We start from the raw sequence: 17,797 nt of genomic DNA, 5'->3' as shown, positions 1-17,797 counted from the left end.
CCCACGTTGGCGCCTATTTTTTTGCCCGCAATTCGCCGTCGCCGTGCCGTCAGGACAACACGCTGCGGTCGAAGGTGAACACGCCGCCTTCCGCCGGGCAGTGCTCCAGGACCTTTTGCGGGCGGCCCATCTTCGGGTGGTTGTGCTCGCCGGTATCCAGCACCCAGCCCTGCCCCTTCATCTTCTCCAGGCGCCCGCGCAGGGTGGTGTGCTGCACCGCCTGGCCGAGGCAGGCCTGGAAGGCGCCCAGGGCCTCGGTCACGGTGAAGCGCCGGGGCAGCAGGTGCAACGGCAGGGAGGTGTAGACCGACTTGCCGGCCAGCCGCTCGCGGGCCTGGCGCACCAGTTGGTCATGGTCGAAGGGCAACCCGCAGGCCTCGTCCAGCGGCAGGAAGCGCAGGTCGGCGTCACTCAGTTGCGTGTCGGGCTCCAGCAGCGCGAGGTAGAAGGTCGACAGCGACCAGCCGCGCGGGTCGCGCCGGGCATTGCCCACGGTGGCCACCTGTTCCAGGTGCTGCGGGCGCACCCGTGCCTTCTCCGCCAGGGCCCGGGTGGCGGCGGCGTCCAGGTCGGCGTCGTCGCAGCGGCCGTTGACCAGCACGCCCGGCAGCGCCCACTCGCCCTCGAAGGGCGCCTGGGCCCGGCGGATCAGCAGCAGCTCCAGCCCCTGGGCCTCGTTCAGGCGCAGCGCGACGATGTCGACGCTGGCCAGTACCTGTGCAGAACTCATTGCAGCTCCCTATAGATATCCAGTTCACCCTGCACTTCCGGCAGGCACCAGGCCGGCGGCAGCGCCAGGCCCTCGCGCAGGTGCAGGCGGATGGCCGAACTGTGCAGCAGCAGCGTCTCGTCCGCCACCAGCAGGCCGAAGCGCTCGCGCAGTTCCGCCCCGCGATGGAAGCCCGCCACCTGGGGCAGGTTGTCTTCGCCTATGACCAGGGCGATGTCCCCCGGCGCTACACCGTACTCACCCGCCAATGCCTGCAACAGGTCGTAGCTGTACACCGCCGTCGCGCCCGGGGCCAGCCGCGCCTCGATGGCGTCGCAACGCACCCGCGCGGGGTCGATGCGTGTCGCCAGGCGCTCCAGCCAGGCGCAGCGCAGGGCGAAATCCACCATGCGCTTGCCGTGGGCGTGGCGGTGGCTCGGCACCAGCAGCACCTGCTCGGCGCACTCCAGTACCCGGCGCACCACGCTTTCATGGCCCGGGTGGGGCGGATCGAAGGCACCGCCGTACACCGCCAGGCGGAAGCGCACCGGGGCCGGAGACGCGCTGCCCGCCGGGTAGGCCCGCAGGCTGGGATCGGGAAAATCCTGCCGACTGTTTCTCATCGCTGTCCTCCTGCGATCAAAGAGTGCTTGACGACATATTACACGAGATGGAATATGTAGCCAGCCGCAACCGAACGAGGAACGCAGCCATGAAAATCGCCAGCTTCGATGTCGACGCCCAGAAAGGCTTCACCCCCCTCTGCCCCGCCGAACTCCCGGTGCCGGGCGGCGACGAGATCGCAGCGCACCTGAACCTGCTGGCCCGTCGCGCCGAACTGCGCATCGGCAGCAAGGACGCCCACAGCCCGCAGGCCGCCTGGGTCGTGCCCAGCCACGACCAGATGCTCGCACCGCTGCCCCTGGCCAACGCCGACATCACCTGGGTCAGCCACTGCGTACCGGGCACCGCCGGCTTCGAGCTGCTCGACGAGCTGCCCCAGCCGCTGGACTACGACTACTTCGTGTGGAAGGGCGTGGAGCCCGACCTGCACCCCTACGGCGCCTGCTACCACGACCTGGCGGAACGCCGCAGCACCGGGGTGATCGAATTCCTCCGGCAGAACGCCGTCAGCCACGTATTGGTGGGCGGCCTGGCCCTGGACTACTGCGTGAAGACCACCGCGCTGCAACTGCGCCGCGCCGGCTTTGCGGTTATCGTCTACCTCCCAGCGTGCCGGGCAATCGCCGAAGCCACGGCCGAAGCCGCGCGGCTGCAGATGAACGAACTGGGCATCACGCTGTGCGCCAGCGAGGCCGAACTGGACGCCTTGCTGAACAGCATCGAGAAGGAGAGCTGATCATGGCCGAGAGCGTGTTTTCCGACCGCATCGTGCAGAACCTGCTGGACACCGATTTCTACAAGCTGACCATGATGCAGGCGGTGCTGCACAACTACCCCAACGCCGAGGTGGAGTGGGAATTCCGCTGCCGCAACGCCGAGGACCTGAAGCCCTACCTGGCGGAGATCCGCTACCAGATCGAGCGCCTGTCGGAGATCTCCATCACCGCCGACCAGCTGGCCTTCCTGGAGCGCATCCCCTTCATCAAGCCGGACTTCACCCGCTTCCTCAGCCTGTTCCGCTTCAACATGCGCTACGTCCAGGCCGGCATCGAGGACGACCAGCTGTGCATCCGCCTGCGCGGCCCCTGGCTGCACGTGATCCTCTTCGAGATCCCGCTGCTGGCCATCGTCAGCGAGGTGCGCAACCGCTACCGCTATCGCGAGGTGATCCTCGAACAGGCCAGCGAGCGCCTGTACCAGAAGCTCGACTGGCTCAAGGGCGAAGCCAGCGCCAGCGAGCTGGCGGGCTTCCAGATCGCCGATTTCGGCACCCGCCGGCGCTTCTCCTACCGGGTGCAGGAAGAGATGGTGCACATCCTCAAGCGCGACTTCCCCGGGCGCTTCGTCGGCACCAGCAACGTGCACCTGGCCCGCGAGTTCGACATCAAGCCCATCGGCACCATGGCCCACGAATGGCTGATGTCCCACCAGCAACTGGGCCCGCGCCTGATCGACAGCCAGATCGCCGCGCTGGACTGCTGGGTCCGCGAGTACCGGGGCCTGCTGGGCATCGCCCTGACCGACTGCATCACCACCGATGCCTTCCTCAAGGACTTCGACCTGTACTTCGCCAAGCTCTTCGACGGCCTGCGCCACGACTCCGGCGACCCGCTGGAATGGGCCGAGAAGTGCATCCGCCACTATGAAAGGCTCGGTATAGACCCGCAGACCAAGACCCTCGTATTCTCCGACGGCCTCGACCTGCCCAAGGCGCTGGAGCTGTATCGCGCCCTGCACGGTCGTATCCACGTCAGCTTCGGTATCGGGACCAACCTGACCTGCGACATTCCCGGTGTCGTGCCCATGAACATCGTGATCAAGATGACCGCCTGCAACGGCCAGCCGGTGGCGAAGATCTCCGATACCCCGGGCAAGACCCAGTGCCGCGACGAGAACTTCGTCGCCTACCTGAAACACGTATTTCGCGTATCAGATGCGCGCTAGCGCCGAGGAACCATCATGAGCAATCGCCAGAAAGAGATAGCCGCCGCCCTGGATGTGGTGCCCCCCTTCGCCGACGACGCCGCCCTGCAGGCAGAGATCGAGCGGCGCAAGGCCTTCATCAAGACCTGCCTGCGCAATGCGCGGCTCAAGGTGCTGGTGCTGGGCATCAGCGGTGGCGTGGATTCGCTGACCGCCGGCCGCCTGGCCCAGCTGACGGTGGAGGAACTGCGCGCAGAGACCGGCGACCCGGATTACCGCTTCATCGCCGTGCGCCTGCCGCACAACACCCAGCACGATGAGCATGACGCCCAGGAATCACTGAAATTCATCCGCGCCGATGTCGAGGACACGGTGAACATCGCCGCCAGCGTGATCGGCCTCGGCGAGCAGGTCACCCACCTGCAGGCGCTGAGCGACGCCCGCCGTGACTTCGTGGTCGGCAACGTCAAGGCGCGTATCCGCATGGTCGCGCAGTTCGCCATCGCCAACGCCAACAACGGCCTGGTGATCGGCACCGACCACGCCGCCGAGGCGGTGATGGGCTTCTTCACCAAGTTCGGCGACGGCGCCTGCGACCTGGCACCGCTCTCCGGCCTGGTCAAGAACCAGGTGCGCGCCATCGCCCGCTACCTGGGTGCGCCGGACAACCTGGTGCAGAAGGTGCCGACCGCCGACCTCGAAGAGCTGCGCCCCGGCAAGCCGGACGAGGAAGCCCATGGCGTCAGCTACGCCGAGATCGACGCCTTCCTGCACGGCGAGGCCGTACGCCAGGAGGCCTACGACATCATCGTGCGCACCTACGACGCCACCCAGCACAAGCGCGACCTGCCGCTGGTGCCCTGAGGCGCTACACCACCGGAGCGGGCGGCGGCGGGTCGGGAAGGGTCGGTTCGCCCGGTTCGTGGGGCTGAGTGGGTTCACCCGGCTCCTCCGGGTCGCCCGGCCCCGGCACCTGTTGCAGCACCAGCGACGGGTCGCTATGGGCGAGGATGGCGTCCACCAGCGCACTGGCACTGGGCGTCAGGGCTTCGAGGATGATCTGGGAGCGCATGGCGTTCCTCCGGCGTTCACAGTGGCTTCAAGCAGTAGAGCCCCGTGATCGCTGAAGAATTCCGCCTATTTGCGCCTCCGCCTCGTAGCCCGGGCTTCAGCCCGGGGCTCTTCCCGAGGCGCTCTCAACGCGGGTCGTTGAAGTGCACGGTGATGGAGACCAGCACCGGCTGCTCCTCGTCGCCCTGGCGGTACTCCGGCTCGAAGCCATAGCCCAGCCAGACCTCGCTGCCGTTCTTGACCACCAGGTCCGAACGCTCGTCGCCGGTGCCTTCCAGCCCTTGCAACCAGGGGCCGACCTGCTCGCGGCGCTGGCCCAGGTGCAACTGGCCGTCCAGGCTGAAGCGCCAATCCGCGCCGCGCTCGCCCACGCCCTGCATCCAGCCGAGGAACAGGCTGTCGTTGTAGCCGCTCAGCTCCCAGCAGCGCACTTCGCGCAGGCGGTCGCCAAGGAACACCAGCATCATCGAATTGCCATACAGCAGCCCGCGCCGCTTGCCGTACATGGGCAGCTCGGCCGTGGGCGTGCCCAGGCGCTCGACGAACTGCGCGCGGGTGGCGCTGGCGGGCAGGCCGAATGCCCCGGTACCGCTGAGCACGGAAAGCTCCGCAGCCTGCAACGACGAGAAAACGCCCAGGCCGAGGGTGAGCAGGAGGGATTTGAGCAGGTTCATTCGTCAGGTTCCTTTGACTGGATAGAGCCATGAAAAAGCCGGGCATGGGCCCGGCTTTGGTCGCAACGCAGGTGGCTCAGGCCTTGGGCAGGGTGACGCCGGTCTGGCCCTGGTACTTGCCGCCGCGGTCGCGGTAGGAGACTTCGCAGGCTTCGTCCGACTGCAGGAAGAGCATCTGCGCCACGCCTTCGTGGGCGTAGATCTTCGCCGGCAGGTTGGTGGTGTTGGAGAACTCCAGGGTCACGTGACCTTCCCACTCCGGTTCCAGCGGGGTGACGTTGACGATGATGCCGCAGCGCGCGTAGGTGCTCTTGCCCAGGCAGATGGTCAACACGTCACGCGGGATGCGGAAGTACTCGACGGTGCGGGCCAGGGCGAAGGAGTTCGGCGGGATGATGCAGACGTCGCTGTTGATGTCGACGAAGCTCTTCTCATCGAAGTTCTTCGGGTCGACCACGGCGGAATGGATGTTGGTGAAGACCTTGAACTCGGCCGCGCAACGCACGTCGTAGCCGTAGCTGGACACCCCGTAGGAAATCACCCGGCTGTCGTCCGCGCCGCGCACCTGGCGCTCGACGAAGGGCTCGATCATCCCGTGTTCCTGGGCCATGCGGCGAATCCACTTGTCCGATTTGATGCTCATGGCGGGGGTCCTGTGAAGGTGAAAAATGATCGCGAATCTTACCGGGCGCGGGCCTTTCGGGCAAAGGGCAGCGACCGGTAGCGTGCCCTGCCGCCCAGTGCCGCCGAGCGGGGCTTGTGGCGGCGCCGTCGAGTGCGCCACTGTTGGCCCGCCCTTGTGGAGAAAGGACCCACCATGACCCCCTGGCTGATCATTCCCGGCCTGTTCTTCGCCGTCTTTTCCTTCTCGTTCTTCAAACGCCGCCGCGCAATCGGCCGGGAACGCTTCATCCGCGAGTTCCGCCCGGCGCCCTGGCTGTTCGACGAACTGCGCAAGCGCCACCCGCAACTGAGCCTGGAAGACTGCATGCTGGTGAGCGCCGGCCTGCGCCAGTACTTCCTCTGCTACCTGAAGAGCGGCTTCGGCTACGTCTCCATGCCCTCCCAGGTGGTGGACGACCTGTGGCACGCCTTCATCCTCGACACCCGCCAATACAAGCGCTTCTGCCAGAAGGCCTTCGGCCGCTTCCTGCACCACCGCCCGGCGCGCACCCTTTCGGGCAACGCCCGCCAGGCCGACGCCGGCCTGCGCCGCTGCTGGTGGTACGCCTGTGAGCAGGAGCGCATCGACCCGCGCAAGCCCGGCCGGGTACCGCTGCTGTTCGACCTGGACAGCCGCCTGGGCATCGTCGGCGGCTTCCTCTATGTGGCCGATTGCAAGGGCGTGCGGCGCAACGACGGCGGCGACGCGGGCAGCGGCGTCATCTACTGCGGCGGGGACTTCGTCGGCGCCGACTCGGGCTACGGCTCCAGCGACTTCGGCGATGGCAGCGGCACGAGCGGCAGCCATCAGGGCGGCGATTCATCGAGCGATGGGGGCGGTTCGGACGGCGGCGGGGACAGCGGAGGGGGATGTGGCGGAGGGTGTGGCGGCGGCGGGGGCGATTGAGCCCCCACCGCCGTGCGACATCAGTCGTCGCTGATGGTGATGGTCGGCATGGCACCGGCGCCCATGCCGGACTGCGCGATGCGCGCGCCGACGCAGCGCGCCATTTCCTGGTAGATCATGGCGATCTGGCTTTCCGGGTCGGCGACGGTGGTCGGCTTGCCGCCATCGGACTGCATGCGGATGGCCATGGACAGCGGCAGGGAGGCCAGCAGGTCGACGCCGTACTGGGCCGCCAGCTTCTCGCCGCCGCCTTCGCCGAACAGGTGCTCGGCATGGCCGCAGTTGGAGCAGATGTGCACGGCCATGTTCTCCACCACGCCCAGCACCGGGATGTTGACCTTGCGGAACATCTCCACGCCCTTCCTGGCGTCCAGCAGGGCCAGGTCCTGCGGGGTGGTGACGATCACGCTGCCGGCCACCGGCACCTTCTGCGCCAGGGTCAGCTGGATGTCGCCGGTGCCCGGGGGCATGTCCACCACCAGGTAGTCGAGGTCGTCCCAGGCGGTCTGGGTGATCAGCTGGATCAGCGCACCGGAGACCATCGGGCCGCGCCACACCACCGGGGTGTTGTCGTCGGTGAGGAAGGCCATGGACATGACCTCCACGCCATGGGACTTGATCGGCACGAAGAACTTCTGGTCGCGCACCTCGGGGCGGGTGCCCTCGGCGATGCCGAACATGATGCCCTGGCTCGGGCCGTAGATATCGGCGTCGAGGATGCCCACGCGGGCGCCTTCGCGGGCCAGCGCCAGGGCCAGGTTGGCGGCGGTGGTGGACTTGCCCACACCGCCCTTGCCCGAGGCGACGGCTATCACGTTCTTGACGTTGGCCAGGGCCGGCACCTGGGCCTGGGCCTTGTGCGGCTCGATCACGCAGTCGACCTCGACCTTGGCCGAGTCGATGCCGTCCTGGTTCTCCAGGGCCATCTGCAGCATCTGCGCCCAGCCGCTCTTGAACAGGCCGGCGGCATAGCCCAATTCCAGGCGTACGTGGACCTTGCCGCCCTGGATGTCGACCTCGCGCAGGCAGCCGGCGCTGACCGGGTCCTGGCCAAGGTGGGGATCGGTGAATTGGCGAAGCGTGGCTTCCACCACGGCGCGGGTGACAGGCATGGAAGACTCCGGGAAAAGACCGACTGAAACAGGCGGGCATCTTAACCCAAAGCCCATGCAACAGATGAAAATGCCCCGCCGCGCCTATATAGTTACCGACTTTCCCGTGTTCCCAGTGCAGCCGATCACCATGACCGAAGCCCGCAAGATCCTCGTCACCAGCGCCCTCCCCTATGCCAACGGTTCCATCCACCTCGGGCATATGGTCGAGTACATCCAGACCGACATCTGGGTGCGCTTCCAGAAGATGCGCGGCAACCAGGCCATCTACGTCTGCGCCGACGACGCCCACGGTTCGGCCATCATGCTGCGCGCCGAGAAGGAGGGCATCACCTCCGAGCAGCTGATCGACAACGTGCGCGCCGAGCACACCACCGATTTCGCCGACTTCCTGGTGGAGTTCGACAACTACCATTCGACCCACTCGGACGAGAACCGCGTGCTGTCCAGCAGCATCTACACCAAGCTGCGCGACGCCGGCCACATCGCCACCCGCCCGGTGACCCAGTACTTCGACCCGGACAAGCAGATGTTCCTGGCCGACCGTTTCATCAAGGGCACCTGCCCGAAATGCGCGGCCGAGGACCAGTACGGCGACAACTGCGAAGTGTGCGGTGCCACCTATTCGCCCACCGAGCTGAAGAACCCCAAGTCGGCCATCTCCGGCGCCACCCCGGTGCTCAAGGAATCGCTGCACTACTTCTTCAAGCTGCCGGACTTCGACGCCATGCTGAAGCAGTGGACCCGCAGCGGCGCCCTGCAGGAGTCGGTGGCCAACAAGATCGCCGAATGGCTGGATGCCGGCCTGCAGGAGTGGGACATCAGCCGTGACGCGCCCTACTTCGGCTTCGAGATCCCCGATGCCCCGGGCAAGTACTTCTACGTCTGGCTGGATGCGCCCATCGGCTACATGGCCAGCTTCCAGAACCTCTGCGCACGCCGCCCGGAGCTGGACTTCGACGCCTTCTGGGGCAAGGACTCCAGCGCCGAGCTGTACCACTTCATCGGCAAGGACATCGTCAACTTCCACGCCCTGTTCTGGCCCGCCATGCTCGAAGGCGCCGGCTACCGCAAGCCGACCGCGCTCAACGTGCACGGCTACCTGACGGTGAACGGGCAGAAGATGTCCAAGTCCCGCGGCACGTTCATCAAGGCGCGCACCTACCTCGACCACCTGAGCCCGGAATACCTGCGCTACTACTACGCGGCCAAGCTGGGCCGCGGCGTGGACGACCTCGACCTGAACCTCGAGGACTTCGTGCAGAAGGTGAACTCCGACCTGGTGGGCAAGGTGGTCAACATCGCCAGCCGCTGCGCCGGTTTCATCCACAAGGGCAACGCCGGCCGCCTGGTGGCCGCCAACGCCGCGCCGGAGCTGTTCGCCGAGTTCAAGGCCGCTGCGCCGAGCATCGCCGAGGCCTTCGAGAACCGTGACTTCGCCCGCGCCATGCGCGAGATCATGGCCCTGGCCGACCGTGCCAACGCCTGGATCGCCGACAAGGCGCCCTGGGCCCTGGCCAAGCAGGAAGGCAAGCAGGACGAGGTCCAGGCCGTCTGCGCCGCGGGCGTCAACCTGTTCCGCCAGCTGGTGATCTTCCTCAAGCCGGTGCTGCCGAACCTCTCCGCCGCCGCCGAACAGTTCCTCAACGTCGCCCCGCTGAGCTGGGCCGACCACGAGACGCTGCTGGCCGACCACCAGCTGAACGCCTTCACCCCGCTGATGACCCGCATCGAGCCGGCGAAGATCGAAGCCATGGTCGCCGCGTCCAAGGAAGACCTGGCCGCCGCCGCACCGGCCCCCGCCGGCAATGGCGAGCTGACCAAGGACCCGCTGGCCGCCGAGATCGGCTTCGACGCCTTCGCCGCCGTCGACCTGCGCATCGCGCTGATCGAGAAGGCCGAGTTCGTCGAAGGCGCCGACAAGCTGCTGCGCCTGTCGCTGGATATCGGCGACCAGAAACGCAACGTGTTCTCCGGCATCAAGAGCGCCTACCCGGACCCGAGCAAGCTGGAAGGCCGCCTCACCCTGTACGTGGCCAACCTGGCCGCGCGCAAGATGAAGTTCGGCGTCTCCGAAGGCATGGTCCTGGCCGCCGGCCCTGGTGGCGAGGAGATCTACCTGCTCAGCCCCGACAGCGGCGCCAAGCCCGGCCAGCGCGTGAAATAAGCGCGACGGCCACCGCGAAGCGCCTGCCCGGTCACCGGCCAGGCGCTTCGTCGTTTCAGGAACCGATAAACCACGCGACACCACGCAAGGAACGCACATGATCAAGCACTGGACCCTGTCCCTGCTGCTGGCCCTCACCGCCCTGGCCGGCTGCTCCCCGTCAGAGCGCGAGTCGGGCGGCGGTGCCGCCTTCCAGGGCGAAGCCTCCAAACCCGGCGCCTTCCTCGCCTACGAGCACCAGGTGTCGATCCACCTCGCCGCCGAAAACGTCGCCCCGCGCCTGGCCGCCGCCCGGGAAGCCTGCAATGACGGGCGTTTCGGCACCTGCGACCTGCTGGCCATCGAGCAGAGCCAGGGCGGCTACCGTGCCGGCCAGCTGGTGCTGCGCATCGTGCCCGAGGGCGTGGAGAAGATGGTCGCCCTGGCCGCCGAAGGGGGCGAACTGGAAAGCCGCAACACCCGCGCCGAGGACCTGGCCCAGGCCGTGGGCGACAACGCCCGCACCCGCGAGCGCCTGGAGCGCCAGTACAAAACTCTCGAGGAGTTCCAGGGGCGCAAGGACCTGGCCGTCGCCGACCTGCTGGCCCTGGCCCGGGAAATGGCCGAGCTGGAGGTGCAGCTGGCCGCCACCAACCAGGAAGCCGCCCAGCAGCAGCGGCGCATCGCCACCAACCTGCTGACCCTGGACTTCACCACCGACCAGCAGCGCCCGAGCCGCCTGTCGCGCATCGGCGATGCCGCCGCCGGCCTGCTGGACAACGCCACCGAAGGCACCGCCCAGGCCCTGGAGATGCTCGGCTACGGCATCCCCTTCGTGATCATCCTCTTCCCCCTGGCGCTGCTGGTGCGCTGGCTGTGGCGCAAATCCACGCGTCGCGGCAAGGCCGCCGCCCAGCCCTGAGCTAGCCTTGCTGACAAGGGCCGCGACCGTGCGGCCCTGTACCGCTCCGGCAGCATCCCGGATAATGCGCGGCCTTTTCGATAGACCCCGACGCCCCTGACATGACCGACTTCATCCTCGCCCTGCTCGGCGCAGCGCTGGTCAACAACCTGATTCTCGTCCTGCCCCTGGGCACCGACGCCCTGCGCCAGCCCCGCAGCCGCAGCCTGGCGCTGGCCGGCGGCCTGCTGCTGGCGCTCGCCACGCCGCTGGCCTGGGTGCTGGACCGGCTGCTCGCGCCCCTCGGCCTCGGCTACCTGGGCATCGCCCTGTTCATCCCCGCCCTGCTGCCGCTGGCCTGGGCGAGCCTCGCCCTGCTCGCCCGCGCAGCTCCACGCCTGCCCCGCGACGGCCTGCTGCCCCTGCTGCTGGGCAACGGCGCGGCACTGGGTGCCATGCTGCTGGCCGCTGCCGGTGATTTCACCAGCGCCCTTGGCCTCGGCATCGGCGGCGGTATCGGCTTCTGGGTCGCCCTGCGCCTGTTCGACGACCTGCTGCAGCGGGTGGAGGCGGCCGACGTGCCCGCGCCCTTCCGCGGCCTGCCGGTGATGCTGATTTGCGCCGGGGTGATGGGCGTTGCCCTGCTCGGCTTCAACGGCATGGTGGCCTCATGAGCCAGGCGGAGTTGATCCAGCGCATCGACGCCCTGCTGCCCCAGACCCAATGCGGCAAGTGCGGCCACCCCGGCTGCCGGCCCTACGCCGAGGGCATGGCCCGGGGCGAGGCGATCAACAAGTGCCCGCCCGGCGGCAGCGCCACCATCATCGCCCTGGCCGACCTGCTGCAGGTGCCGACGCTGCCCCTGGAGGCCCCCGGCGGCCCGGTGCCGCCGCAGCTGGCGTTCATCCGCGAGGCCGAGTGCATCGGCTGCACCAAGTGCATCCAGGCCTGCCCGGTGGACGCCATCGTCGGCGCGGCCAAGCAGATGCATACGGTGATCGCCGACGAATGCACCGGCTGCGAGCTGTGCGTCGCCCCCTGCCCGGTGGACTGCATCGACATCCTGCCCCTGGCGGAGCCTGCGGCCAGCCTGCAGCGCCAGCACGCCGACCAGTTCCGCCGCCGCTACGAACAACGCAACCGCCGCCTCGCCCGCGACGAAGCCCGGCGCCTGGCCGAGCGCGAAGCCCGCGCCGCCAGGGCCGCCCAGGCACATGCGCGGCAGCAGGCGGCGGCCACCCCGGACCCGGTGCAGGCCGCCATCGAGCGGGTCAAGGCACAGAAGGCCGCCGCCGGCACCCGGACCGAACTGCAGAAACGTCTGAAGATCGAGGCCGCCCAGGCCCGGGTCGCCCTGGCCAAGGCCGAGAAGCAGCTGGAGGTCTACGGCACCTCCGACATCGCCGCCCAGGTGCAAGCGCTGCGCGTCGCCAACGCCAGGGCACAGGCCGCACTGGAGGCCGCCAACCAGGCACCGGTGGCAGCCTTCGACGAAGCCGCCTACAAGAAGGCCAGGATCGCCGCCGCCATGGGCCGCACCCAACTGGCCAAGGCGGAGAAGGCCTTTGGCGATGAGCCGTCGCCGGAACAACGCGCCCAACTGGAGGCGCTGCGCGCAATCGTGACCCAGGCCGAAGCCGAGCTGGATCGCCTCCAGGGCGCCCAGGCCGCCGCCCCCACCCCGGGCATGGCCGCGCTGAAGCAGGCGAAGATCGCCCTGGTCAGCCGCCGCGCCGAACTGCGCAGCGCCGAGGCGCGAGGCGCCACCGAAACCGAGCTGGGCCCCCTGCGCCAGGCCCTGGCCGACGCCGAGCAGGCGCTGCACACCGCCGAGGATGCCAGCGGCAAGACCCCGCCGGACCTGCAACGCATCGACAAGACCCCCATCGACCCGGCACTGCGGGCCCTGAAGACCGAGCTGGCCATGGCCCGCGCCGAGGTCAGCAAGCTGGAACGTCGCCAGCCCGTCGACGAACAGGCCCTGACCCGCGCCCGCGAACGCCTGGAGCGCGCCCAGGCGCAGCTCGACGGGCACGCGGCATCATGACCGAACAGCCCGGCTTCGACCCGCGCCCAGGCATGCGCCTGGTGTTGCTGGCCTGCCTGCCGGGCCTGTTCGTACTGCTCTGGCAATACGGCTGCGGCACCCTGGTGCAACTGGCCCTCGCCATCCCCACGGCGCTGGCCTGCGAGGCGCTGGCCAGGCACCTGCGCCACCAGCGCATCGCCCCGACCGACGCCTTGTTCGGCCTGGCGCCCCTGGCCGAGGGCGGCGCCCTGGTCACCGCCGTGCTGCTGGCGCTGGCGCTACCGCCCTACGCGCCCTGGTGGCTGGCGCTCTGTGCAAGCGCGAGCGCCATCCTGCTCGGCAAGTCGCTGTTCGGCGGCTTCGGCCACAACCCCTTCAACCCGGCGATGCTCGGCTTCGCCCTCGCCCTGCTGGCCTTCCCCGCACAGTTCACCCACTGGCCCGCTGCCGGTCATGCCCATGGGCTCTGGGCCGCCGTGCAACAGGTGTTCGGCGTCGGCAGCGGCCTGGTGGACGGCTGGAGCCAGGCCACGGTGCTGGACAGCCTGCGCCACAACGATCGCCTGACCATCGACGAGCTGTTCGCCGGCCACGGCGCCTTCGGCGGTGTCGGCGGGCGCGGTGTCGAGTGGGTCAACCTGGCGTTCCTCGCCGGCGGCCTGTTCCTGCTGCAGCAGCGGGTGATCCGCTGGCACGCGCCCGTGGGCCTGCTCGCCGCGCTGTTCGTCGTCGCGCTGCTGTGCTGGAACGGCAGCGGCTCGGACTCCAACGGCTCGCCGCTGCTGCACCTGTTTTCCGGCGCCACCATGCTCGGCGCCTTCTTCATCGTCACCGAGCCTGTTTCCGGCCCCTCCAGCGACCGTGCGCGCCTGCTGTTCGGTGCCGGCGCCGGCCTGCTGGTCTATGCGGTCCGCACCTGGGGCGGCTACCCGGACGGGCTGGCCTTCGCGGTGCTGGCAATGAACCTGCTGGTGCCGACACTGGAACGCCTGGCGGCGTGGAGCGAGCGCCGATGAACGGCCGCGCCCTGGTGACGCTGCTGGCCCTGGGGATGGCGGGAACCGTGCTGCTGGTCGCCCTGCAGCTGGGCCTCGCCCCGCGCATCGACGAGGCACGCCAGGCGGCCGAGGAACGCGCGCTGCTCGACCTGCTGCCGACCGGCAGCTATGACAATCACCCCTTGCGCGAGCCCGTCACCCTCCCGGATGCCGAAGCCCTGGGGCGCCCGGCGCCCGATTCGGCGTGGCTGGCCCGCCGTGAGGGTCAGGTGATGGCGCTGCTCCTGCCCGTCACGGGGCAAGGGTACGAAGGCCCGATCCGCCTGCTGCTGGCCATCGCCCCGGACGGCCGCCTGTTGCGCAGCAAGGTGCTGGAGCACCGCGAGACCGCGGGTATCGGCGACCGCATCGAGCCGTCACGCAGCCCCTGGCTGGCGAGCCTGGACGGCATCTCGCTCGGCAATCGCCCCGGGGAATGGCGGGTCAGGGCCGATGGCGGCGGGTTCGACCAGATCGCCGGTGCCACCATCACCTCGCGTGCCGTACTCGCCGCGACCCAGCAGGGGCTGCGCTACTTCGACAGCCATCGCGAGCAATTGCTGGGAGAGGCGCCATGAAACCGGTGAGCCCCCTGGCGCTGCTCGGCCTGGCGCCGCTGCTGGGCACCAGCGACCTGCTGGTCAAGGCGCTGGGCATCACCCTGGTCGCCCTGCCGCTGCTGACGCTGTTCGGCGCGGCACTGCCCACCCTGCGCCGGCTGCTCCAGGGGCGCGCCCTGTGGCTCGGCGCCACGCTGCTCGCCGGCGCGCTGACAGGCGCCGCCCAGTTGCTGATGCAGGCCGCAGCGTTCGAACTGCATCGGGCCCTGGGCCCCTTCCTCGCCCTGCTGGCGCTGCCTTGCCTGCTGCTGGTGGCGAGCGAGCCCGGCGGCCCCGATGCGGGCCTGCGCCAGGGGCTGGTGTTCGCATCGTTCGCCCTGGCGCTGGGCGCACTGCGGGAACTGCTCGGCCATGCCAGCCTGCTGGCCCATGGCGAATGGCTGGGCCTCGGCGCCCTGCACTGGCAGGCCGCAGCCGATGGCCTGCCGCTCTTCGTCTCGGCACCGGGAGGCCTTATCCTCCTCGGCCTGCTCCTGGCGCTCGTGCGCCTCAAACCCTAATCAGAAGCCGTCGACCATGAATGCCGCCAAACGCCTGGAAATCTTCCGCCGCCTGCATGAGGACAACCCCGAGCCCAAGACCGAGCTGGCCTATTCCTCGCCCTTCGAACTGCTGATCGCGGTGATCCTCTCCGCCCAGGCCACCGATGTCGGGGTGAACAAGGCCACGGCCAGGCTGTTCCCGGTGGCCAATACGCCGGAAGCCATCTACGCGCTGGGCGTGGAGGGGCTGTCGGAGTACATCAAGACCATCGGCCTTTACAACAGCAAGGCGAAGAACGTCATCGAGACCTGCCGCATCCTCGTCGAGAAGCACGGCAGCCAGGTGCCGCAGGAGCGCGAGGCGCTGGAGGCCCTGCCCGGCGTCGGTCGCAAGACCGCCAACGTGGTGCTCAACACCGCCTTCCGCCAGTTGGCCATGGCGGTGGACACGCACATCTTCCGCGTCAGCAACCGCACCGGCATCGCCCCCGGCAAGAACGTGCTGGAGGTGGAGAAGAAGCTGCTCAAATTCGTACCAAGGGATTACCTGCTCGACGCCCACCACTGGCTGATCCTGCATGGCCGCTACGTCTGCGTGGCCCGCAAGCCGCGCTGCGGCGCGTGCCGGATCGAGGACCTGTGCGAATACAAGGCGAAAACCTCGGACGATTGAAGCTTCATTGAATCGCCCAATGTTTCGATTGAAAAAATCTTTTTTACCGGCTCCGGCTTTGTCGCTATAAGGTGCGCCAATAGCGCCCCGCATCGTGGAGTGACCGTATGAGCACAGGCAAAGAAGAGATCGAGACCGAGGAAGACTTCGTCGCCGAAGACAGCGATGAAGGCGAAACTCCCGTCGAAGCTGCCAAGACCAACCTGACCAAGCGCCGCATCATCGACAACTACCTGGAAGAGCGCCGCCTGCAGAAGCAGTTGTCCGACTACGATTTCGACTTCTGATCTGTGAAGCCGCCCGAAAGCCCCGCCGATGCGGGGCTTTTTGTTGGCCAGCAGAAAGGGCTTTCAGTGGCTCTCCGCGTTCGCGGGGATGACGGGGTGGGGCTTGGAGCCCGGGTCCACAGGCAAGAAGGCCCCGCATCGGCGGGGCTCTTCGGGATCGAGGCGCTCAGTCGTTGCGCGAAGGCGAGAGCAGTTCGATCTTGTAGCCGTCCGGGTCTTCGACGAAAGCCAGGATGCTGGTGCCGTGCTTCATTGGACCCGGCTCGCGGGTGATCTTGCCGCCACGGGCGCGGATGTCTTCGCAGGCCTTGTAGACATCGGCCACTTCCAGGGCGATATGGCCATAGCCGGTGCCCAGCTCGTACCTGTCCACACCCCAGTTGTAGGTGAGCTCGATGACGCTGTTCTCGGCTTCGTTGCCGTAGCCGACGAAGGCCAGGGTGAACTGGCCGTCCGGGTAGTCCTTGCGACGCAGCAGGGTCATGCCCAGGACTTCGGTGTAGAAGGCGATGGATGTGTCCATGTCGCCGACGCGCAGCATGGTATGCAGCAGTCGCATCTCGGTTTCTCCTCATTGGCTTGAAACGACAAGCCCCGGCTCGTGACCGGGGCTTGGAAGGCAGCTTAAAGCCGGAAGCCCGAAGCGGGAAGTCTTCCTGCTCCAAGCTCTCGGCTTACAGCTCAGAACAGCTTGCGACCCTTGCCGGCGGCGATGCGCATGCGCAGGGCGTTGAGCTTGATGAAGCCCGCCGCGTCCGCCTGGTTGTAGGCGCCGCCGTCTTCCTCGAAGGTCGCGATGTTGGCGTCGAACAGCGAGTCGTCGGACTTGCGGCCGACCACGATGACGTTGCCCTTGTAGAGCTTCAGGCGTACCACGCCGTTCACGTTGCTCTGCGAGGCGTCGATCATCTGCTGCAGCATCAGGCGCTCGGGGCTCCACCAGTAGCCGGTGTAGATCAGGCTGGCGTACTTGGGCATCAGCTCGTCTTTCAGGTGGGCCACTTCGCGGTCCAGGGTGATGGACTCGATGGCGCGGTGGGCGCGCAGCATGATGGTGCCGCCGGGGGTCTCGTAGCAGCCACGGGACTTCATGCCGACGTAGCGGTTCTCGACGATGTCGAGGCGGCCGATGCCGTTCTCGCCACCGACGCGGTTCAGCTCGGTCAGCACCTGGGCCGGGGTCATGTCCTTGCCGTCGATGGCGACGATGTCACCGGCGCGGTAGGTGAGCTCGATGTAGGTGGGGGTGTCCGGCGCCGCTTCCGGCGACTTGGTCCACTTCCACATGTCCTCTTCGTGCTCGGTCCAGGTGTCTTCCAGCACGCCGCCCTCATAGGAAATGTGCAGCAGGTTGGCGTCCATGGAGTACGGGGACTTCTTCTTGCCGTGGCGCTCGATCGGGATGGCGTGCTTCTCGGCGTAGTCCATCAGCTTCTCGCGGGACAGCAGGTCCCACTCGCGCCAGGGGGCGATCACCTTCACGCCCGGCTTCAGCGCGTAGGCGCCCAGCTCGAAGCGGACCTGGTCGTTGCCCTTGCCGGTGGCGCCATGGGAGATGGCGTCGGCGCCGGTCTCGTTGGCGATCTCGATCAGGCGCTTGGCGATCAGCGGGCGGGCGATGGAGGTACCCAGCAGGTACTCGCCTTCGTAGATGGTGTTGGCGCGGAACATCGGGAAGACGAAGTCGCGGACGAATTCTTCGCGCAGGTCGTCGATGTAGATTTCCTTGACGCCCATGGCCTGGGCCTTGGCGCGGGCCGGTTCGACCTCTTCGCCCTGACCGAGGTCGGCGGTGAAGGTCACCACTTCGCAGTTATAGGTGTCTTGCAGCCACTTGAGGATTACCGAGGTGTCCAGGCCACCGGAATACGCCAGGACAACCTTCTTCACGTCCGCCATGCCATCAACTCCACGGGGTTGTACGAAAAACCCGTGATTC

Annotated in this window: 21 protein-coding genes; 13 read left to right on the top strand and 8 right to left on the bottom strand. The window is 67.9% G+C overall.

All coding sequences use genetic code 11. The features are described 5' to 3' along the window. Positions 1–49: 49 nt before the first annotated feature. Positions 50–730, bottom strand: coding sequence for an NUDIX domain-containing protein (locus tag ACYJSS_RS05815; RefSeq protein ID WP_236204625.1), 681 nt, complete (start codon positions 728–730; stop codon positions 50–52). Beyond that, positions 727–1,332, bottom strand: a complete 606-nt coding sequence (locus tag ACYJSS_RS05810) for an adenylyltransferase/cytidyltransferase family protein (protein WP_236204626.1) — start codon at positions 1,330–1,332, stop codon at positions 727–729. Before ACYJSS_RS05810 ends, ACYJSS_RS05815 begins: the two co-directional genes overlap by 4 nt. Before the next feature lie 47 nt (positions 1,333–1,379). On the opposite strand from ACYJSS_RS05810, the gene ACYJSS_RS05805 reads away from it, so the two are divergent. The 3 genes from ACYJSS_RS05805 to nadE are packed head-to-tail and all read left to right on the top strand — an operon-like array spanning position 1,380 to position 4,120. Then, entirely contained in the window at positions 1,380–2,069 is a 690-nt protein-coding gene (locus ACYJSS_RS05805; protein ID WP_371921703.1) for a nicotinamidase, read from the top strand. Positions 2,070–2,071: 2 nt separating this feature from the next. Then, complete coding sequence (gene pncB / locus ACYJSS_RS05800; protein WP_021219191.1) at positions 2,072–3,277, top strand: nicotinate phosphoribosyltransferase; 1,206 nt, start codon at positions 2,072–2,074, stop codon at positions 3,275–3,277. 15 nt (positions 3,278–3,292) lie between these two features. After that, positions 3,293–4,120, top strand: coding sequence for an ammonia-dependent NAD(+) synthetase (gene nadE, locus ACYJSS_RS05795; RefSeq protein WP_111262334.1), 828 nt, complete (start codon positions 3,293–3,295; stop codon positions 4,118–4,120). A 4-nt stretch (positions 4,121–4,124) separates the two neighbouring features. Here the strand turns inward: nadE and ACYJSS_RS05790 are convergent, their stop codons facing one another. From ACYJSS_RS05790 to dcd, 3 genes are all read right to left on the bottom strand, one after another. Beyond that, the gene (locus ACYJSS_RS05790; protein ID WP_021219189.1) at positions 4,125–4,328 is read right to left on the bottom strand and encodes a hypothetical protein; all 204 of its coding nucleotides are present in this window, start codon (positions 4,326–4,328) and stop codon (positions 4,125–4,127) included. 124 nt (positions 4,329–4,452) lie between these two features. Beyond that, positions 4,453–5,001 carry a hypothetical protein gene (locus ACYJSS_RS05785; RefSeq protein ID WP_236204627.1) on the bottom strand — a complete coding sequence of 183 codons (549 nt, stop codon included), beginning with the start codon at positions 4,999–5,001 and terminating at the stop codon, positions 4,453–4,455. Between the two features lie 76 nt (positions 5,002–5,077). Continuing rightward, complete coding sequence (dcd, locus tag ACYJSS_RS05780; protein WP_016491514.1) at positions 5,078–5,644, bottom strand: dCTP deaminase; 567 nt, start codon at positions 5,642–5,644, stop codon at positions 5,078–5,080. 174 nt (positions 5,645–5,818) lie between these two features. On the opposite strand from dcd, the gene ACYJSS_RS05775 reads away from it, so the two are divergent. After that, positions 5,819–6,571 (top strand): glycine-rich domain-containing protein, encoded by a 753-nt coding sequence (locus ACYJSS_RS05775; protein WP_236204628.1) that lies wholly within the window; start codon positions 5,819–5,821, stop codon positions 6,569–6,571. 20 nt (positions 6,572–6,591) lie between these two features. On the opposite strand, the gene apbC is transcribed toward ACYJSS_RS05775, so the two are convergent. Next, complete coding sequence (gene apbC / locus ACYJSS_RS05770) at positions 6,592–7,683, bottom strand: iron-sulfur cluster carrier protein ApbC (RefSeq protein ID WP_111261099.1); 1,092 nt, start codon at positions 7,681–7,683, stop codon at positions 6,592–6,594. 130 nt (positions 7,684–7,813) lie between these two features. Here apbC and metG point away from each other — a divergent pair, with 130 nt between their 5' ends. From metG to ACYJSS_RS05725, 9 genes are all read left to right on the top strand, one after another. Further along, a complete protein-coding gene (gene metG / locus ACYJSS_RS05765; RefSeq protein ID WP_111261106.1) occupies positions 7,814–9,850 on the top strand; it encodes a methionine--tRNA ligase in 2,037 nt (678 codons plus the stop codon). 100 nt (positions 9,851–9,950) lie between these two features. Beyond that, on the top strand, positions 9,951–10,751 hold the full coding sequence (locus tag ACYJSS_RS05760; protein WP_256604791.1) for a DUF4349 domain-containing protein: 801 nt from the start codon (positions 9,951–9,953) through the stop codon (positions 10,749–10,751). Between the two features lie 101 nt (positions 10,752–10,852). Then, on the top strand, positions 10,853–11,404 hold the full coding sequence (locus ACYJSS_RS05755) for an Rnf-Nqr domain containing protein (RefSeq protein ID WP_111261097.1): 552 nt from the start codon (positions 10,853–10,855) through the stop codon (positions 11,402–11,404). Then, entirely contained in the window at positions 11,401–12,777 is a 1,377-nt protein-coding gene (rsxB, locus tag ACYJSS_RS05750; protein ID WP_111261096.1) for an electron transport complex subunit RsxB, read from the top strand. Before ACYJSS_RS05755 ends, rsxB begins: the two co-directional genes overlap by 4 nt. Further along, the gene (locus tag ACYJSS_RS05745) at positions 12,774–13,775 is read left to right on the top strand and encodes an RnfABCDGE type electron transport complex subunit D (RefSeq protein ID WP_111261095.1); all 1,002 of its coding nucleotides are present in this window, start codon (positions 12,774–12,776) and stop codon (positions 13,773–13,775) included. Before rsxB ends, ACYJSS_RS05745 begins: the two co-directional genes overlap by 4 nt. After that, positions 13,772–14,374: an RnfABCDGE type electron transport complex subunit G gene (locus tag ACYJSS_RS05740; protein WP_236204630.1), complete on the top strand. Its 603-nt coding sequence runs from the start codon at positions 13,772–13,774 to the stop codon at positions 14,372–14,374. Before ACYJSS_RS05745 ends, ACYJSS_RS05740 begins: the two co-directional genes overlap by 4 nt. Next, complete coding sequence (locus ACYJSS_RS05735) at positions 14,371–14,916, top strand: Rnf-Nqr domain containing protein (protein ID WP_236204631.1); 546 nt, start codon at positions 14,371–14,373, stop codon at positions 14,914–14,916. The genes ACYJSS_RS05740 and ACYJSS_RS05735 overlap by 4 nt, the downstream gene beginning before the upstream one ends. A gap of 16 nt (positions 14,917–14,932) precedes the next feature. Further along, positions 14,933–15,571 (top strand): endonuclease III, encoded by a 639-nt coding sequence (gene nth, locus ACYJSS_RS05730; RefSeq protein ID WP_111261092.1) that lies wholly within the window; start codon positions 14,933–14,935, stop codon positions 15,569–15,571. A gap of 107 nt (positions 15,572–15,678) precedes the next feature. Continuing rightward, positions 15,679–15,858, top strand: coding sequence for a PA3496 family putative envelope integrity protein (locus ACYJSS_RS05725; protein WP_111261091.1), 180 nt, complete (start codon positions 15,679–15,681; stop codon positions 15,856–15,858). Between the two features lie 166 nt (positions 15,859–16,024). On the opposite strand, the gene gloA is transcribed toward ACYJSS_RS05725, so the two are convergent. Together gloA and ACYJSS_RS05715 are read right to left on the bottom strand one after the other, a co-directional pair. After that, entirely contained in the window at positions 16,025–16,417 is a 393-nt protein-coding gene (gene gloA / locus ACYJSS_RS05720; protein WP_111261090.1) for a lactoylglutathione lyase, read from the bottom strand. A 122-nt stretch (positions 16,418–16,539) separates the two neighbouring features. Continuing rightward, entirely contained in the window at positions 16,540–17,757 is a 1,218-nt protein-coding gene (locus ACYJSS_RS05715; protein WP_111261089.1) for an argininosuccinate synthase, read from the bottom strand. Positions 17,758–17,797 lie beyond the last annotated feature (40 nt).

The sequence above is a fragment of the Pseudomonas sp. No.21 genome, assembly GCF_054558415.1.
The sequence above is the reverse complement of the archived record's forward strand: the minus strand, read 5'-3'. Positions and strand labels throughout refer to the sequence as shown.

Coding starts and splice junctions, on each gene's coding strand:
- ACYJSS_RS05815 (WP_236204625.1), bottom strand. CDS start 730: ATGAGTTCTGCACAGGTACTGGCCAGCGTCGACATCGTCGCGCTGCGC.
- metG (WP_111261106.1), top strand. CDS start 7,814: ATGACCGAAGCCCGCAAGATCCTCGTCACCAGCGCCCTCCCCTATGCC.
- gloA (WP_111261090.1), bottom strand. CDS start 16,417: ATGCGACTGCTGCATACCATGCTGCGCGTCGGCGACATGGACACATCC.
- ACYJSS_RS05790 (WP_021219189.1), bottom strand. CDS start 4,328: ATGCGCTCCCAGATCATCCTCGAAGCCCTGACGCCCAGTGCCAGTGCG.
- ACYJSS_RS05715 (WP_111261089.1), bottom strand. CDS start 17,757: ATGGCGGACGTGAAGAAGGTTGTCCTGGCGTATTCCGGTGGCCTGGAC.
- pncB (WP_021219191.1), top strand. CDS start 2,072: ATGGCCGAGAGCGTGTTTTCCGACCGCATCGTGCAGAACCTGCTGGAC.
- ACYJSS_RS05810 (WP_236204626.1), bottom strand. CDS start 1,332: ATGAGAAACAGTCGGCAGGATTTTCCCGATCCCAGCCTGCGGGCCTAC.
- rsxB (WP_111261096.1), top strand. CDS start 11,401: ATGAGCCAGGCGGAGTTGATCCAGCGCATCGACGCCCTGCTGCCCCAG.
- nth (WP_111261092.1), top strand. CDS start 14,933: ATGAATGCCGCCAAACGCCTGGAAATCTTCCGCCGCCTGCATGAGGAC.
- ACYJSS_RS05745 (WP_111261095.1), top strand. CDS start 12,774: ATGACCGAACAGCCCGGCTTCGACCCGCGCCCAGGCATGCGCCTGGTG.
- ACYJSS_RS05725 (WP_111261091.1), top strand. CDS start 15,679: ATGAGCACAGGCAAAGAAGAGATCGAGACCGAGGAAGACTTCGTCGCC.
- nadE (WP_111262334.1), top strand. CDS start 3,293: ATGAGCAATCGCCAGAAAGAGATAGCCGCCGCCCTGGATGTGGTGCCC.
- apbC (WP_111261099.1), bottom strand. CDS start 7,683: ATGCCTGTCACCCGCGCCGTGGTGGAAGCCACGCTTCGCCAATTCACC.
- ACYJSS_RS05755 (WP_111261097.1), top strand. CDS start 10,853: ATGACCGACTTCATCCTCGCCCTGCTCGGCGCAGCGCTGGTCAACAAC.
- ACYJSS_RS05775 (WP_236204628.1), top strand. CDS start 5,819: ATGACCCCCTGGCTGATCATTCCCGGCCTGTTCTTCGCCGTCTTTTCC.
- ACYJSS_RS05735 (WP_236204631.1), top strand. CDS start 14,371: ATGAAACCGGTGAGCCCCCTGGCGCTGCTCGGCCTGGCGCCGCTGCTG.
- ACYJSS_RS05805 (WP_371921703.1), top strand. CDS start 1,380: ATGGAATATGTAGCCAGCCGCAACCGAACGAGGAACGCAGCCATGAAA.
- ACYJSS_RS05740 (WP_236204630.1), top strand. CDS start 13,772: ATGAACGGCCGCGCCCTGGTGACGCTGCTGGCCCTGGGGATGGCGGGA.
- ACYJSS_RS05785 (WP_236204627.1), bottom strand. CDS start 5,001: ATGAACCTGCTCAAATCCCTCCTGCTCACCCTCGGCCTGGGCGTTTTC.
- dcd (WP_016491514.1), bottom strand. CDS start 5,644: ATGAGCATCAAATCGGACAAGTGGATTCGCCGCATGGCCCAGGAACAC.